Origin of the sequence: Mycobacterium sp., assembly GCF_035499775.1 — a bacterium.
GTDB lineage: Bacteria > Actinomycetota > Actinomycetes > Mycobacteriales > Mycobacteriaceae > Mycobacterium.
Genome location: NZ_DATJYB010000203.1, coordinates 1 through 16300, shown reverse-complemented (window position 1 = coordinate 16300; position 16300 = coordinate 1). Strand labels below are relative to the sequence as shown.

At 65.9% G+C, this 16300-nt stretch carries 12 protein-coding genes and 2 pseudogenes; 5 read left to right on the top strand and 9 right to left on the bottom strand.

The features are described 5' to 3' along the window. On the bottom strand, nucleotides 1-709 hold a 709-nt coding region (locus VML93_RS13650; protein WP_325611347.1), incomplete at its 3' end, for a hypothetical protein. A gap of 49 nt (nucleotides 710-758) precedes the next feature. Continuing rightward, nucleotides 759-1151: pseudogene (locus tag VML93_RS13645) on the bottom strand (PASTA domain-containing protein); the annotation flags it as partial. A 70-nt stretch (nucleotides 1152-1221) separates the two neighbouring features. Between VML93_RS13645 and VML93_RS13640 the strand changes: the two are divergent. Further along, nucleotides 1222-1677 (top strand): hypothetical protein, encoded by a 456-nt coding sequence (locus tag VML93_RS13640; RefSeq protein WP_325611346.1) that lies wholly within the window; start codon nucleotides 1222-1224, stop codon nucleotides 1675-1677. A gap of 64 nt (nucleotides 1678-1741) precedes the next feature. On the opposite strand, the pseudogene VML93_RS13635 reads toward VML93_RS13640, so the two are convergent. The 6 genes and pseudogenes from VML93_RS13635 to VML93_RS13610 all read right to left on the bottom strand — a co-directional run bounded on the left by VML93_RS13635 (nucleotide 1742) and on the right by VML93_RS13610 (nucleotide 9038). Then, a pseudogene (locus tag VML93_RS13635) lies at nucleotides 1742-3031 on the bottom strand (HNH endonuclease signature motif containing protein). A gap of 107 nt (nucleotides 3032-3138) precedes the next feature. Continuing rightward, entirely contained in the window at nucleotides 3139-3837 is a 699-nt protein-coding gene (locus VML93_RS13630; protein WP_325611345.1) for a TetR/AcrR family transcriptional regulator, read from the bottom strand. 53 nt (nucleotides 3838-3890) lie between these two features. Then, nucleotides 3891-4637 (bottom strand): maleylpyruvate isomerase family mycothiol-dependent enzyme, encoded by a 747-nt coding sequence (locus VML93_RS13625; RefSeq protein ID WP_325611343.1) that lies wholly within the window; start codon nucleotides 4635-4637, stop codon nucleotides 3891-3893. Nucleotides 4638-5616: 979 nt separating this feature from the next. Then, on the bottom strand, nucleotides 5617-6432 hold the full coding sequence (locus VML93_RS13620) for a mycofactocin-coupled SDR family oxidoreductase (RefSeq protein ID WP_325611341.1): 816 nt from the start codon (nucleotides 6430-6432) through the stop codon (nucleotides 5617-5619). Between the two features lie 103 nt (nucleotides 6433-6535). Next, on the bottom strand, nucleotides 6536-6901 hold the full coding sequence (locus VML93_RS13615) for a DUF4345 family protein (RefSeq protein WP_325611338.1): 366 nt from the start codon (nucleotides 6899-6901) through the stop codon (nucleotides 6536-6538). Nucleotides 6902-6917: 16 nt separating this feature from the next. Then, nucleotides 6918-9038 (bottom strand): methyltransferase, encoded by a 2121-nt coding sequence (locus tag VML93_RS13610; protein WP_325611336.1) that lies wholly within the window; start codon nucleotides 9036-9038, stop codon nucleotides 6918-6920. 213 nt (nucleotides 9039-9251) lie between these two features. Here VML93_RS13610 and VML93_RS13605 point away from each other — a divergent pair, with 213 nt between their 5' ends. From VML93_RS13605 to VML93_RS13590, 4 genes are read left to right on the top strand one after another with little or no spacing between them, the layout of a single operon-like run. Then, the gene (locus VML93_RS13605; RefSeq protein ID WP_325611334.1) at nucleotides 9252-11627 is read left to right on the top strand and encodes an Rv1355c family protein; all 2376 of its coding nucleotides are present in this window, start codon (nucleotides 9252-9254) and stop codon (nucleotides 11625-11627) included. Further along, complete coding sequence (locus VML93_RS13600; RefSeq protein ID WP_325611333.1) at nucleotides 11627-12541, top strand: hypothetical protein; 915 nt, start codon at nucleotides 11627-11629, stop codon at nucleotides 12539-12541. Before VML93_RS13605 ends, VML93_RS13600 begins: the two co-directional genes overlap by 1 nt. A 59-nt stretch (nucleotides 12542-12600) precedes the next feature. Next, on the top strand, nucleotides 12601-13857 hold the full coding sequence (locus tag VML93_RS13595) for a heavy metal-binding domain-containing protein (RefSeq protein ID WP_325611331.1): 1257 nt from the start codon (nucleotides 12601-12603) through the stop codon (nucleotides 13855-13857). Further along, nucleotides 13858-15084, top strand: coding sequence for a methyltransferase (locus tag VML93_RS13590; RefSeq protein WP_325611330.1), 1227 nt, complete (start codon nucleotides 13858-13860; stop codon nucleotides 15082-15084). A 24-nt stretch (nucleotides 15085-15108) separates the two neighbouring features. Here VML93_RS13590 and VML93_RS13585 read toward each other — a convergent pair whose 3' ends face one another. Next, the gene (locus VML93_RS13585; RefSeq protein ID WP_325611329.1) at nucleotides 15109-16056 is read right to left on the bottom strand and encodes an aldo/keto reductase; all 948 of its coding nucleotides are present in this window, start codon (nucleotides 16054-16056) and stop codon (nucleotides 15109-15111) included. Nucleotides 16057-16300 lie beyond the last annotated feature (244 nt).

The following is a 16300-nucleotide window of genomic DNA, read 5'->3' as shown; positions in this document are numbered from 1 at the left end:
CATCTGTCTCGTCGTCGAACCACTGGCACGGTCCGTAAAGCCCCTCAACGCGATCACTGATGGCGTGCCGGAGCTCATCGACCCCGGCCGCGACCAATCCAACTGCGCGCCAACGGTGTTCGCCATCCCGCTGCGCGATGGCGACGTCGTCGTCGAAGGAACCGGCCGACAACAGCACATCGGCCGTCGGGACCTGCGCCAGCACGTCGCTGGCCCGGCCTGGACGAAAACTGACCGACCGCGACAGGAGGCCGAGGCGCCCGGCGGCCACCGCCGCCCCCTCGGCCACCTCGCGGCCGAACCCCGTGTCGACGTGCATTATTACCACCTCAGACCCCTCACCAAGACCTTCGGCGACAAGGGCTTCGAGCACCGCGGCGAGATAGCGGTAAGCGGGAGACTCCCCATTGACGACACGCGGATACGCCGGCCGCGCCAGCTGGCTGGTGGCGCCACCGTGGTTCCAGACGACCCCTTTGCTGGCGGCCACGGCCGCGAGCGCGGGCCCCGAACCGTAGGGCCCGAACACCACGTCGGGCCGGCCAGCCTCGGCGGCCCGCACGGCGGACGCCGCGGACGGGTAAGCGTCGATGACCCGCAGACTTACTGCGGAATGCTCCGCCCAAAGAGCAAGGGCGCTCGCCCCTGCTTTCCCGAATCTGGCCAGCGGCCCCGACAACGGGGTAACCAGGACGGCGCGAGCTGCCACACCCACAACTTAAGCGCTCCGCGGGCTTCACGAGTCGACCCAGGATGAGCTACGAGCCGAACCTCAGCGTGATGTCGGCGTCGCGGTTGATGGCGGTGTTCGGCGCTGGACTCTGAGAGACAACACGGTTGCGCTGCCGGTCTGGGCCGGCCACGTCGGCACCCTTGACCAGGGTGCCGGTCCACCCCATCGCCCGGAGCGGCGGTTCGACGTCCGCCAAGAACATGCCGGTGAGGTCGGGCATCACGAACTGGTTGCCCTTGGATATCTGCAACTGAATCACGGTGTCGTTCGGAACCGACTGTCCCGCAGGCGGATTGGTGCCTGGCACGGCGCCGGCTGGCTTCGGGCTGTCGACGGGTGAGGTAACCACGTTCGTGAAGCCGGCGGCGTTCAGCGCCGCCCTGGCCTGATCCTCCGTCTGGCCGGCGACATCGGGGACGACGACGACACTCGCGTTTCCTGCTCTGCGTGGTCGCCCCGAGGCAGAGACGCGGCAGGTGCTATCGGTGGTGGGCGAACTGATCAACGCTGACGGCCGGATTGACATCTTCGAATATTGTCTTGGCACACTCATTTTCGTTGGATTGAACGAGGCTTTGACGTCAGGATCGCCGTGGAGGGGCAGGCGTCAGAACCTGGCCAGCGCGCAAAACGCCGTTTCCTGTCTGATCGCGTTGCTGGCGCAGACCGGTAACAGCGACCCACGAGCCGCGGCTGCGGCATTCCAGGCGGGACTCTCGGTCGCCTACCCCCAGACGCGGATTCCGTTCGTGCCGATCGAAAGCGTATTCGCGCTCGAACAGGTGTGGCCGGTGATCGACGGGCTCGAGGGCAAGGACAAGTCCACCCTGGTTGCCGCCGTCGTCACGACGGTAATGGCCGACAGGGTAGTCACTTTGGAGGAGTCTGAGCTGCTCCGGACCGTGTGCGGTGTGCTGCACTGCCCGGTTCCGCCAGTCGTCTAATGCGTGTTGGATCCGCCACGTTTGCGCGACATGTCGGGTCGCGGGCCAGCGCAATCGAAATTGTCTATGTCCCATCCGGTTTGAGCTTGGATGCGGTGCCCGGTTTGTCCGAGGGTTGGAAGGGTGTGTACCACCACCAGTCGGCGCGTTCGCCGAGGGGTCCGGACCAGGGTGGGACGGCGGGTGGGGGCCGGGTGGGTGGGCGGGCGAGTGATCCCGCGCGCAGTGGTCGGCCGGTGCTGTCGGTGACGGTGAGATGGTCGGGGGGTCCGGTGATGGTGATGTGGCCGCGGTGGTGGCACCGGTGGTGATACGGGCAGAGCAGGACCAGGTTGTCTAGTTCGGTGTGCCCGCCGTCTTCCCAGTGCCGCAGGTGGTGGGCGTGCAGGCCGCGGGTGGCCCCGCAGCCGGGCACCGCGCAGGTGGGATGGCGGTATTCCAGGGCGCGGCGCAGCCGCCGGCTGATCTGACGGGTCGTTCGGCCGGCGCCGATGAGCTGGCCGTCGCGTTCGAACCACACCTCGCAGGTGGCATCACAGGTCATATACTAGCGTTCGGCGTCGGTGAGTAGCGGACCCAGATGCAACGCGGCCGCACGCTTCTCGACGTCGACGTGCACCACCACGGTGGTGTGCTGCCCGTGCGGTCGGCGGGTGGCCTCGGCGTCCCAGCCGGCCTCCACCAGCCGCAGAAACGCCTCACCCGTGGACGGCAGCGGGGGCCGCAGCTCGGCGGCCTCACCCTCGTCCTCGTCCTCGCCGTGCTCGCGTTTCCATTCGGCGATCAGCGCGTCGCGATGCGAGGCCAGCGCCGCCTCGAAGGTCGCGGCCTCGGGGTGTCCCAGTGTGATCCGCCAACAGCAGGACTGGTCATCGGAGGTCTTGGTGACCGAGGGCCGCGGCTCGGGCTCGGGCCCCGCATCGGGTTCGGGGTCGGGTCGCGGTTCCAGTTGGACCGCGGTACGCAGCTGGTTGACCGTGGCCACCGCGGCCAACTGCGCGTAATGCTCATCAGAACCCTCACCCGCGCGCGCGGCGATCACCCCGACCTGATCCAGCGACAGCCGCCCCTCGGCCATGCCCTGGGCGCACAACGGGAACTCCTCCACCCGGCGCGCCACCGTGGCGATCGTGCGGGCATTCGCCGGGGACACGCCCAGCTTCCAGGCCACCAACGCCGGCACCGAGCGGGCCCCGGTGATGCCGCACAACTCGTCGCGCTCGATCTCGGCCACGATTTGCACGATCCGCGCATCGATCGCGTTGCGCTGACCGGCCAACTCCGCCAACTTCTCGAAGGCCACCTCCACACGCTGGGCTGGACTCCCCACCGGGGGCAACGCGGTCAACGACATGAATTCATCCTTGCAGCCGGGTACGACAATTCCCGGCCGCCCACTCGAGGCGCCCGGGCGTGACCGTCATCCGCTGCCAAGTGGCACAGCCCGAATCGTGAGCCAAGTCAGGTCTTATGCCTGGTGGATCCGCCACGTTTGCGCGACCTGGCCGCGGGCTGACCGCGTCGCCCCGGTGGTGTGACGGCGCGCAGGGAATCGACCAGCCGGTCGATCACCGCGCCGGCGTCGTCGCGCGCTTGCTGCTGATCCTCCGCGCGGGCGATGTAGAGAGTTGCCTCGCGCAGCGCTCCCAGCATGGTCAATGCCGTCGCCTCGACCGGCTGTGGAGGGATGCTTCCCGACTCGATGGCGGCGTTGATCAGACCCCGCACCAGTCCGATGTTGTAGCGCTGCCCGATCTCGCTCCAGCGTTCCCACCCCAGCACGGCGGGCGCGTCCATCAGCACGATGCGCTGGACCTCGGGGTCGGCGCAGGCGTCCAGCCAGAAGGCCGAACCCAGGCGCATGACTTCGACCGGGTCGGTTTCCCCTGCGGCCGCGATGTTCTCGCCCATTCGCGCGGCCATTTCCCCCTCGACTTTCTCGAACACCGCCGCGAACAACTCCGTCTTGTCGGCGAAATGGTGGTAGAGGGCGCCGCGAGTTACCCCGGCATCGCGCACGATCGCTTCCATGGAAGCGTCGGCGAAGCCCGGTGACGCGAACAATGGGCGGGCGGCGGCAATAAGCGCGTCACGCGTGTCGGCTGCGCGTTCGGCCTGCGTGCGGCGCTTTTCCGGGATCGGGCCCACGGTTTCATGCATACCGCATGTTGCCCTCGAAAACGGCGCGTAACGAGATCGGAGCCCATGGCGCGTCAGAAGACCCTGAGCTTGCGGACCATTTCCAGGGTCGACGGATCACCTTCGGCCCGTACTCCCAAGTCCTCCCAGGTGCCCCGCTGGGTCACCCACCGCACGAACGCCAAGGAATCGGTAGTGATGTGGGCGGCGACGTCGGTGCCGGCGCCGATGTTCAGCGTTCGCGCACACAGTCCGTCGAGGCGTATCTGGACCGAATTTCCTATTGTGTCAAACAGACTCGCGTTCTGCTGCGGCAGCGACGCCTCGATCCAGTCGAGCGTCGGGCCAAGCCGGAGTTCGTCGGCAGGCGGGGGTTCCCCTTCCAGCGGCCCATCGGGAGGAAACAGGTCGTACCGGATATGAATGAAGGCCTCAAAAGCGAAGGCGGCCGGCACTACTGAAGCGGGATAGGTGCCGACATCGCCCAGTGGGACTTCGAAGTCCTGGCCCGCGACCGCAGCCAGCATCTCCAGACCCCGCAGGCTGACCTGCTCATAGTCGGCCACCACCTCTTCGGGGGTCATCGAGCGACGCGAGTCGACGTAGAGGTCCGCCGCGCGTTCGGCGGGCAAGCCGCCCGGATCGGGGAGCTTGGTCGGGTCGACGGCCAGCCAGAAGCTGCATGCCATGTGGGACAACAGGTCCTGTACCGACCAGCCTGGGCACCCACTGTCTTTGGCCCACAACGCCTCCGGAATCTGCGCACACAACGCCAAGACGGCTTTGCGATCCTCTTCGATAGCCCTTAGTGCGTTGCTCATCCCAGATCCCTTCAGAAGATACATACGGTATGTATTAAGATACAGACCGTATGTATCTTAAGCAAGGGGGTGTCGACGTGGGGCACAGTGCGCAGCCTCCCGGTTACACCGCATCTGGCAAGACCGGGGACTCAAGCGGTCCACAACGGCGGGATGTGGGCTGCGTTGCAAGCAGAACGGCGCCGATTGCCGCGGCACCGCCTGCGGTCCCTAAGCCGAGGAAGCGTTTGGCTGGCAACATGTGCCGCCACGCTCCCGCGATGCCTACGACGTCGCTGCTGTCTGCGAGTAGGGCGGCGATAAGCCAGGGTTTGACAGGACCGTTGACGCGCATCATGGCAAGAAGGCCAAGACCGAGTCCGATTTCGCGGCCGCCCATACCGCGCAGGAACGCTTGTGCGTCGGGCGCGGCAGCACCGTCCGATCTATCGCCGCCGACTCGACGCGGCCCTCGAAGCGGTCGCGAGATCGCTGCCCGGCGCCATACCCAAACGCGTCGCCGCGGGCCTCCACCTCTACGTGCAGTTACCGGATTGGTGTGACGAGTTGGGCCTCATTGACGCCGCCTTCAAACGAGGCGTCCACATTGAGGGAGCCAGCTGGCATTGGTCCCTCCCACGCTCGGCGCCATCAGCGTTAGTGCTGGGCTACGGAGCTATCGACGAGGCGGCGATCCGCGATGGGCTGAAGATTCTCGCACCGATCTACCACGAACGACGAGCAAGCCGCGACCCAAAGCCGCGCCAAAAGCGCCGCCGAACACGACTGACGATTAGAGGTTGGTGATCCGGTGACCAGTGTCGGCTGACTGCACGACGTCATCGAGCAAATGGGTCAACCGCACGGCGTGGTCAAAATCAGGGACGGTGTGTTCTCCGGACGAGATGTCTTGAGCCAAGCGGTTCATCGACCCGTTGGCGCTCGGGCGACGCCCAAAAATGCTGCCTTACAAAGGACACGGTGTTCGTGCACCCTGCAATCAGACCTTGGTGGCACCCATGTCGACGGTCAGCTGTGTTGCCGTGACGGCACGGGACAGATCCGAGGCCAGATAGATGACGGCATCGGAGATGTCGTCGACACTCGCGGGAAACGGCGTGGGAAGCACGCAGCCGAAGGACATGACAAAGTTCGGATGGGCAGTGAGCACCTCGCCGACAGTCGGGTCTTCGGCCGGCGCTGTGGCGACCCCCCACGGGTGGATCGAGTTGACCCGGATGTTGTATTCCCCGAGCTCGATTGCGGCCGACTTGGTCAGCCCGACCACACCATGCTTGGCGGCGGTGTAGTGACTCTGACTAGGCAACGCCTTGATTCCCGCGACCGAGCTGACGGTGATAATCGAGCCACCGTTCCCGGCGGAAAGCATATGGGGGACTGCGGCTTTCATCGTTCGCCAGACGCCGGTCAGGTTGACGTCGATCATCGTCTGCCACTGCTCGTCCGACATCTCCCAGAAGCGCGCCCAGTTGCTGATACCCGCGTTGGCGACCACAACATCCAGGCGTCCACCGAAGCGCCCGACCCCGTCGGCCAACACCGCTTCCAGCGCGTCGGAGTCCCGTACATCGGCGACCTCCAGCACGCATGGTCGGCCCTCGGCCTGCACCAGACGAGCGGTTTCCTTCAGGTCCGCCTCGGTGGCTGCGGGGTAGCCGTTGTGGGATGAAACGTCGGCCGCGACGTCTACGCCGATGATCGAAGCGCCTTCGCGCGCGAGACGCACTGCGTGGTTACGCCCCATGCCGCGCGCCACGCCGGTAACGAAGGCGACCCGGTCGTCAAGCAGGCCCATGACAATCCTCCGATTCGCTCGATCTGGTCGGCGTGTCGCAGCCGAGTTCGACTTTACGAGCGGGATGGCGAACCCGCGCGGCATGAATCGTATTCCTGCCCCCTCATGCGGTGGCCAGCAGCACGGCAGCGCCAATGGTTTCCACCAGGAAGTAAAACCAGTTGGGATAGAACGACGTTCGCTTGTCGACGACGGCAGAGGCGAGCCGACCGAACGCCATCCCGGCCAGCGCCGCCCCCACGGTGATCATGATTCCGGAACGGTGGAACCCGGAATCAACGGCGGCGATAGCCAGGATCGCCGCCATCGCTAGACCGTACCCGCCGTACCCCGCGCGCACCTCGGACCGGGATTGCGCTTCGGCCAGCGTGATGGCAAACGGGCGCAGCATGGCGGCCGGTGCCGCCAGCGCGACCACGCCCATGCCGAAAAAGAACACCGCCATGATGGCGATGACGATTGTCGCCATGGCAACCTCTTCCTCTTCAGACCGGTATGGCTTCCAGCACCGAGATCTCGTCGCTCACCGCAACCACAGCGTTCACCGTAAAGCCGGCCCGCTCGAGAAGGTCTCGATAGGCCGCCTCCGTTCGCTCACGTCCCCCGGTCAGCACCAGCATCGAGAGGTCGACGAACTTCGCCGGTGACGGCGTCGCGCCGGGCGGCAGCACCCGTTCGATCACGAGCAGCCGCCCAGAGTCGGCCATCGCTCTTCTGACGGTGGACAGAATCGCGATCGCGCGGTCGTCGTCCCAATCGTGAACGATGTCCTTGAGTGTGTAGGTGTCACCGCCTGCCGGGACCTCCACGAAAAAGTCGCCGACGACGAAATCACAGCGTCCCTCGCTCGCCAGTGCAGCGAGTCTCTTCCGCGCACCCTCGACCGCCAGTGGGCGATCGAAAACTACCGCGGAGACGTGCCGATGCAACGCGAGGATCGCGCGGACCAGCGCTCCCTCTCCGCCGCCGATGTCGATGAGCTGCTGCGTAGTCGAGAAGTCCCACCCCGCGGCGACCGCGTCCGCCTGAGCGGCCGTCATCAGCCCCATCGATGCGTGGAACAGCTGCGCGGCCTCGGCATCGGACGCGAGATAGTCGAACAGACCAACTCCGTGCACTTGATCGAACGCAGTGCGTCCCGTGCGCACCGCCTCGAAAAGACCTCCCCACGCGCCCCACCACCAGGACTCGCCGTACATGATCGCCGCAGGCCGCAGCGACCCCTCCACGTCGCTGCGGAGGAGTTGCCCGTCTTCGCCGAGGCCGAACCGATTGTCGGCGGTTTGGGTGAAGACGCCGACGTCGACGAGAACGCGGAGCAGCCGGTGCAGCGCCCCGGGGTCGGCGCCCACGTCGAGCGCGATCTCGCCGGCGGTCCGTGGGCCCGCGATAAGCGCGTCCGGAACACCGAGCTTGGCGACGACGTGAACCAACTGCGTGAGGCGGTAGCCGCGCAGGGCCCCATCCAGGATGCCGGGCCCCAACTGCTCGGCAGGCCGGTCGGAACGTGATTGCGGTCGAAAGTCGTCGAGCGGTCCCTGGGTCACTTCGTTGTTCGACCAACGGGCCGCAATGAGGTCGCGCACCGCACGGTCGTCGCGCCGGCCCCCGGCGGCCACCATCTGCTCAGCCCAACGCATGCTCTTGGCGCTCGTCGCCTGAAAGTTCTCGATTTTGGGTCGTTGCGACGCTTCGTACGACTCGAGTGCATGCGCGGTGTCGGGCGCGCTCATCAGGGCGGCGTGGAGCGCGATCGCATCGTCGAACGCGAACATCGTCCCGAACCCCTGGGAAAAGTGCGTGGTGTGCGCCGCGTCGCCGACGAGAGCGACATTGCGATGGGCGAGACGCTGGCACGAGATCATCGCGAAGCGTTGCCAACGGAACGCAGGCCCGTGCAGAACGGGCTGCCCACCGAGCTCGCTTTCGAAAACCTCCGCGATGCGACGGCAGCACCCGTCGGCCGGTCCGCGGAAGGATGTTTCGCTGGCGAACGCGGCTGCTGAGCACTCGACGATGAAGGTGCTCCGATTCTCGGAATACCCGTAGGCCCAGGCGAGCAGCGGTACCTCCTCGTCGCGAAGCAGGATCGTGAGCTTCGAGAAGGTGGCAGGCGTTGCGAGCCAAGCGTATTCGTTGTCGCCCTGTGTTGCCGTGGGCCCGAATGCTTCGGCGAAACGACGACGGATGCCGCTGTTGGCGCCGTCGGCGCCGACGACGACGTCGTATCGCGCGAGATCGGCATCCGAAAGCGTCGCGCCGTCGGTCTCGTAGACGATGTCGACGCCGGCCCTGGCGCTCCGCTCACCGAGAATGCGGGTCAGCTCGGCACGGGAAACGGTGACCAGGTGCGTGGCAGGATTCGGCAAATCCACGACTCGCTCGCCGCGGTGGAAGAACGCGCGGCCCTCGAGCGCTTTCATCGCCGACGGGTCGCCGAGACCCAGAAACGATAAAGCGTTGTCGCGCAGCGTCACACCCCACCCCGGCTCTTCTGATGCGGCGCCGCGCTCGATGACGGTGACTTGGGCCCGGCGCTCTGCTTCGGCCATGAGCGTGGCGAACGAGAGCCCGGCGGGACCGGCTCCGACGACGAGAATCTTCATTCTCCGCGCTCCTTCTTGCCAGGAGGTTTGCTAGCAGTATGCGTCGTACGCCTTTCCGGATTGGCCGAACGGACGACGGCGTTCCAAGAATCCGTTGAGAATCCGTTGAGGATCCGCCAAGCCGGCGACCGCACCGTTAGACGCGGATCGGCTCGCGCGCATCGACGCTGAGTGGCTGCCGACCCGGGTTTTCTTGTCTGGCGGAGGAGCATCATGAGCGTACCGATGTCTGATGCCGACCTCGAATCCCTTGTAGCACAGCGTGTTAACAGAACCGACGAGTATCGGCCGTTGATCCTGCGGCCACAGCGTGATGCGGACCTGCAAGTCCTGTTGCCGTTGTTGCGCGATCCGCAGATCGAGGTGCACGACACGCTGCTCGCGCAGCTGGCCGAGCTGGTACGCATCGGCAATCCCGGTCAGAAGTTTTCACCCCAGGCCCTGGCCGCCGCGGCCCGCGAAAGGCTGTGCGGCGTGATTGCTGCGCACTACGGCGTCTGGGTCTATTACCCGTGGGCGCGCAGGGTGGTTCACCTGCTGGACGAGCCCGAGTTCGTCGCAGTGCGAACGAGCCGCAACCACTACAAGATCACTCCCGACGAGCAACAAGCCCTGGCGGGCAAGCGTATCGGGGTCATCGGGCTGTCGGTGGGGCAGACCATCGCGCTGGCCCTGGCGATGGAACGGACATGTGGTGAGATCCGTCTCGCCGACTTCGACACGCTGGAGCTGAGCAACCTCAACCGGGTCCGCGCCGGGGTGGCCACGCTGGGCCTGGCCAAAACGGTGGTCGCCGCCCGGGAGATCGCCGAACTCGACCCGTTCCTGCGCGTCGACTGCGCGCTGCAGGGCATCACCGAATCCACTGTCGACGCATTCCTCACCGAAGGCGGCGCCCTCGATTTGCTGGTGGAGGAGTGCGACAGCCTCGACATCAAGGTGCTGGCCCGCCAACACGCCCGGGCCGCCGGCATTCCGGTGCTGATGCAGACCAGCGACCGCGGCATGCTCGACGTCGAACGCTTCGACCTCGAACCCGACCGCCCGCTGCTGCACGGGCTGATCGAGCATCTCGACGCCGATGGGCTCAGACATCTGTCGGCTGAGGAGAAGGTGCCCTACGTCCTGGCGATGCTCGGCATCGACACCGTGTCGGATCGCCTGAAGGCCTCGATGTTGGAGGTGGAGCAGACCATCCCGACCTGGCCGCAACTGGGCGGGGCGGTGATGCTGGGCGGCGCGGCGGTCAGCGACGTGTCGCGGCGCATCCTGCTTGACCAATTCCACGAGTCCGGGCGCTTCTACCTCGACCTGGAAGAGCTCGTCACCGACAAGAACGACCGCCCGAAGGACGTTGGTGCGCAGCAGGAACCGCCGCCGCCGTTGAGTGTCGAGGACATGGTGGCCGCCGTCGGTCGGCTGGTCCTGCCCCCACTCGGCCACGCGCAGCGCCTCGACCGCGCCGAGATCACCCGGCTCGTCGGGTCAGCCACGTTGGCGCCCTCGGGGGGTAACGCCCAACCCTGGCAGTGGCTGCACCACGAGGGTCGCCTGTTCGTGTTCAGTGACCCGTCGCGTGGAGCGTTCTTGGACATCAAGTCGACGGCCACCCAACTGGCCCTGGGGGCGGCCGGGGAAAACCTGGTCCTGCAGGCGCACGCGATGGGGCTGCACGTGCATCTGCATCCGCTACTCGACAGCGGCGTGCGGTCGTTGGTGGCCGCGTTCACCTTCGCCCGCGACGACGGCGTCCTGCCGCACCGCGAACCCCACCAATGCGACCATCTGGCCGGCTTTATCGGCCACCGGATGACCAACCGCACGCTCGGACCGCGTCAGCCGATCGGCGCCCCCCAACTCCGCACGTTTCAGGAAATCACCCGAACCGTGCCCGGCGCGCAGCTGAGCTTCTTGACCTCGGAGTCCGAGTTGGCCGAGTTCGCGGCGATCAGCGCCGCCGTGGAGCGGTTGCGTCTGCTGCACCGGCGCGGGCACGACGACTTCGTCCGCGAAGTCCGATGGACACCCGAAGAGACCCGGGCCACCGGCGACGGGATCGACCTGGCCACCATCGACTTGACCGCCACCCAACGGGCCGGCCTGTCGGTCGCACGATCGTGGCCTGTCGTCGCCAACCTCAAACGGTGGCGCGGCGGCGGCGCGTTCGAGCAACTCACGCATGATGCCATCGACGCCGCATCCTGCGTCGGCCTGCTCACCATGCCGACCTGGAGCAGCCGCTGCTTTTTCGACGGTGGCCGTGCGCTGCAACGTTTTTGGCTCACCGCCACCGAACAGGGCATCGCCGTACAGCCCGTCAGCCCCGCCACTTTCCTGTTCGCACGCCTGGTGCACGCCGAAGGTGCCGGGCTCGATCGGGACGCGGTGGCTGAACTGCGCGAACTGCGCGGGCGGTTCGTGGCGCTATTCCCGATCGTCGCCGAGCAGCACGGCGAAATCCTGCTGCTGCGCCTTGCGATCGCCGCCGAACCGGCGACGCGGGCCCTGCGCCGTCCGCTCGACGAAGTGCTGACTTTCCACGACGACCCCCCACCCCACAAGCCACCCGCCAAACCCCTGGAGGCGTAATGAACGTTCATCTCACGACACCCACCGTGGTCACGGCCCGATTCAGGCTGCCCGGCCTGGCGTACCAGCTGCCGACGATGGCGTCCATCGCGCAACTGACCGTCACGCCGCACCCGAGCCTGCAGTCCCTGCACGACGAGTTGATCGCGCCGTTCCGTCACCGCCCGACCACCGACGAGGTGACGATCGCGCTCGTCGGCCCCGACACCTACGAAGCCGGCCACGCAGCCATGATGCTCAACTGGGGTTACTGCTCGCACTACCACACCGGAGAGCACCCTCCCGCGTTGCCCGTCGAGCTGTTCGACCCGCGCGCGCACACCTACACGCTGGCGGCATATCTAACCCTGGGCGACACCAAAGCGCTGGTCGGCACGCTTCAGGTCGTCATCGGCGACACCGTGCCGGCGCTGTCTCTTTTCGAGGCCGCCGACGGCGCGCAGTTGCCCCACGAGCCTGCCGGCGCCGGGCCGATCGCCGAACTGCGCCGCTTCAGTGTCAGCCCGATCCTCGAAGTCGCCCCCCTGCCTGACGACCCGCTGAACGTCGTGCTGCGCGAGTTCCGCAGTCGCATCTACCGAGAGCTGTATACCTTCTCGCTCAAGCTCTTTCGCGCGACACGGGTGCGGGTCGTATACGGCATCGCCACACCCGAGATCTACCGGTTCTTCACCAGAAGCGGGATGCCGATGCGCCGCCTCGAGGAGACGGTGCTGGTGGACTCCGCGGAGGTGCGTGCGCTGCAACACCAATTTGCGCGCTATTGGCGCCCAACCGCACCGCTCGCGCAGCAGCCCGCCCTCTACCAGATTCTCGTGCCAACCCACGGTGCCCCGAAGCTGACGGGCAGCTGCCGGACGTCGGTCGAGCGCTCCTGCCAGTGTGCGGAGGTGGCCTGCGCTCGTATTCCCTAAATGCTGCTCAGGCTCTATATTCAGCAAGCCGCTAGCGAGTCTGACCTCGGGGGGTTGCAATGCTGATTTCCGGTATGTCCGGCAACGAGGTCTACTGCCTCGCCCAGAAGGGACTTTCGCCAGGCGAGATCGTCGTGGGCAACAGCGTGTGTTCGATGGGGTTCGGCGGCGGCATCGCCAGATTCGGGCAAACGCTCGCCGGCGGCGAGATCACGACGGTCACCGAGCTGATCTCCAACGGCCGACACGCCGCGATTCACCGTATGGAGGAGGAGGCGCGCGGCCACGGCGCCGTCGGTGTCACCAGCGTCATCACCGAGCTCCGCACCCTCGCCGGCTACACCGAGTTCCTCGCGCAGGGCACTTCCGTGCACGCCCAGGGCGCCGGTGGCCGCGCTCGCATCTTCTCCAGCGCCGCCTCGGGGATGGAGCTGTACTGTCACCTCGACGTCGGCTACCAGCCGGTGCGCTTTGTGATGGGCAACATCGCCTACGCGCTCGGGATCGGCCGCGGCATCACCGGATCGCTGCGGACCTTCGCCCAGGGTGAGGTCCACGAGTTTTCACAGATGTACAACGCGATCCGGCACCACGCGCTGGAGCGCTTGCGCGCCGAGGCCGCGGCTGCGGGGGCGAACTCCGTCGTCGACGTCATCATCCAGATGCTCCCGTACGGACCCAGCACTCTTGAGCTGCTGCTGACCGGCACAGCCTCCTACCATGCGAGCATCTCGAAGGGCCCGGTGTCACCCGATCAGGTGGTGACTTCCGAGCTGACCGGCGACGAAATCTGGAATCTCGCCACACTCGGCTACGCCCCGGTGCAGCTCGTCATGGCGACCTCGGTCTACTCGCTGGGGCTCGCCGCCGGCATCGGTACCCGGTTCAGGAGCATCAGCAGGGGCGAACTGCCGCAGGTCACCAAGCTCATCTACCACGCCCGCGAGAACGCCCTGGACCTGCTCCGCGGCGAAGCGACCCGTTTGGGCGCCGAGCGCGTGATCGGCAACAAGCTGCGGATCATAGAGCTGGCGCCTGGCTTGATCGAGATCATGGCGATCGGGACCGCGGTGCGCCGCGTCGAGGGGATGCGGCCGGCCACCGGTGCGCTCATCCCTCAGGCGCTCATCATCGACCGCGACACCATCGAGACCAAGCGCACGCTGCAGGAGACGCGCTTCGCGGCCCTCAACGTCGGCCGGGCAGGGGTGCAATCGACGTCGCAGCGCGGCTGCGCGATCACGGTGGCGGTCTTCTTCATCCCGCTGCTACTGATGATCATGACCATCGTCATCCGGATCCTCACGCGGCGCTGAGTGACCGACGATCCACGCGTCGACGCCGTCTCGCGCCAATACGACCGGTGGGAATATCCGCCTCCGGTAACCGATCTCGAAGCGTGGACCAAAAACCACTGGGATTTGTTCGATCCCTTCTGGGCTCATCGGGTCTTGTGGCCGAACCGTGAATACCAGCCGGACCTCGACATTCTGATCGCGGGTTGCGGCACCTTTCAGGCCGCCGTCTTCGCGTTCAAGAACCGCTCCGCGAAAGTGGTGGCGATCGACGTCAGCCGGTCGGCGCTGGATCACCACCAGTACCTGAAAGACAAGCACGGGCTGCAGAACCTAGAGCTGCATCTGCTTCCGATCGAGGAGGTGTCAACGCTCGCAAGCGAATTCGACCTCATCGTCTCCAGCGGCGTGCTGCACCACATGGCTGATCCGCTGGCCGGGCTGAAGGCGCTCGGCGGGTGTCTGCGCAGAGACGGGGCGCTCGCCGTCATGCTGTACGCGAAGTACGGCCGGTTCGGAGTCGACCTGCTCGAATCAGTCTTTCGCGACCTGGGGCTGTCGCAGGACGAAGCCTCGGTTCAACTGGCCAAAGACGCGATTGCGATGCTCATGGGCGGTCATCCGGTGATGAACTACTTCGCGCGGGCGACCGACATGGTGTCCGACGGCGCCCTGGTCGACACGTTCTTGCACAGTCGGCAGCGAAGCTACACCGTCGACGAGTGTCTGGACCTCGTGGACTCGGCCGGACTCGCATTTCAGGGCTGGTTCTACAAAACGCCGTACTACCCGAACGACCTTTCGACGCCGGCCAGCGGATTCAAATCGGTTCTGGACCAGTTGCCCGACGTCAAACTCTGGTCGGTGATGGAACGTCTGCAGCCGGCAAATGCCACCCACTTTTTCCTCGCCTGCCGCCCCGACCGTCCGAAACAGGATTACGCCATCGATTTCTCGACGGCCGGCTGGCTCGATTATGTTCCGGTGGCGCGAACCGCGTGCCTGCTGTCCGGCGACGAGATTCTTTCGCCCGGTGGGAAACTCAAACTCAACCAGGATCAACTGCCCTTCGTTCAGCATGCCGACGGCCGTCGCACGATTCGAGAGATCGCCTCGGCTGTCGCGCAGCGCGCCGACGCGTCCCGCGAGAGCGAGGATGACCACCAGGAGTTCGCGCGCCAACTATTCCAATCGCTTTGGCGCCTGGACTTTCTGGCGATGGCGCTGAACACGCACCCGACCGGTTAGCCGGACGCCGGTGCCCCAAATTCCTCAATTATCTTGCGGCACTTCGGCAAATCCCGGTTGCCCGGCATCTGCGACGGAATTGAACCGGACGCGAGTTTCGAGACGCTCGTTGATTTCCTGCATCGCGCTTTCGGGCAGCGCCGTCACATCGAAGTTCTCGCGTATGCGCGATGGCGTGACGGATCCGGTGAGAACTGCGCTGCCGCGCTGAATGCCCCAGGCTAGAAGCACTTGCGCGGGAGTCTTTCCCACACGTCGAGCGATCGAAGCAACGAGGGGATCGTCGAGCAGTCGCGGTTCCAGTCCGTGCCCCAGCGAAGCGAACGCTAACAGGATGATCCCATGTGTCTTGCACAGTTCGTGGAGTTCCCACTGGGGGTGATAGGGGTGCGACTCGACCTCCACGACCGCCGGCTTGATTCGGGCGGTGTTGAAGATCTTTTCGGTGCCGGCGGCGTCGATATCGGACAGGCCGATCGCTCGAGTGAGTCCGTCGTCAACAAGGGCCTCCATCGCGGCCCAGGTTTCCTCAAGCGTGACCCCGTCGTCGTAGACGACTTCGCCGCGCGAATCGCGGGGATCTTGGTCGTCGCCGGGCTTGAACGCGAACGGCGTGTGCACCAGATACAGATCGACCGCGTCCAGCCCGAGCCTGTCCAGGCTGGCCTGAAGCGCTGGCTTGACGCGTTCGGGTCGGTGGTTGTTGTTCCACAGCTTTGTGGTCACGAAAAGCTCCTCGCGGCGGACTGTTCCGTCGGCGAACAGCTCTTTGAGGGCTGCGCCGACCTCCGCTTCGTTGCGGTACCGTTCGGCGGCGTCGAGGTGGCGGAAACCCACCTCAACCGCGGCCTTGACGGCATTTCGTGTCTGCCTGTTATCGGACAGCGAAGTCCCAAACCCGAGTGCGGGCATCTCGCCGCCGCCGTGGTTCAACCCAAATCGATGCTGACTCAGACGCTCGCTCGATGTCATCTCAGGCTCCTTGCCCCATGTCGTGGTTGGCGGGCTTCTCTATAATAGATGACCAGTCGTCTATAAATCAAGAGCCATCGATGCTGAACTTGGAGCTGCCACAGGTCAACGGAGAAGTGCGGGGAGGGTTACTGCCTCGAACCGTTCATACGGGTCGCGACTGCGGGTCACCTTCCCGCGCAGGGCCGCGCCCTCCCACGCCTCGAGCAGCACGGCGGCGAGCTCCGCCGCATCGAGATCCACT

Coding starts and splice junctions, on each gene's coding strand:
- VML93_RS13630 (WP_325611345.1), bottom strand. CDS start 3,837: ATGCATGAAACCGTGGGCCCGATCCCGGAAAAGCGCCGCACGCAGGCC.
- VML93_RS13625 (WP_325611343.1), bottom strand. CDS start 4,637: ATGAGCAACGCACTAAGGGCTATCGAAGAGGATCGCAAAGCCGTCTTG.
- VML93_RS13620 (WP_325611341.1), bottom strand. CDS start 6,432: ATGGGCCTGCTTGACGACCGGGTCGCCTTCGTTACCGGCGTGGCGCGC.
- VML93_RS13615 (WP_325611338.1), bottom strand. CDS start 6,901: ATGGCGACAATCGTCATCGCCATCATGGCGGTGTTCTTTTTCGGCATG.
- VML93_RS13610 (WP_325611336.1), bottom strand. CDS start 9,038: ATGAAGATTCTCGTCGTCGGAGCCGGTCCCGCCGGGCTCTCGTTCGCC.
- VML93_RS13605 (WP_325611334.1), top strand. CDS start 9,252: ATGAGCGTACCGATGTCTGATGCCGACCTCGAATCCCTTGTAGCACAG.
- VML93_RS13600 (WP_325611333.1), top strand. CDS start 11,627: ATGAACGTTCATCTCACGACACCCACCGTGGTCACGGCCCGATTCAGG.
- VML93_RS13595 (WP_325611331.1), top strand. CDS start 12,601: ATGCTGATTTCCGGTATGTCCGGCAACGAGGTCTACTGCCTCGCCCAG.
- VML93_RS13585 (WP_325611329.1), bottom strand. CDS start 16,056: ATGACATCGAGCGAGCGTCTGAGTCAGCATCGATTTGGGTTGAACCAC.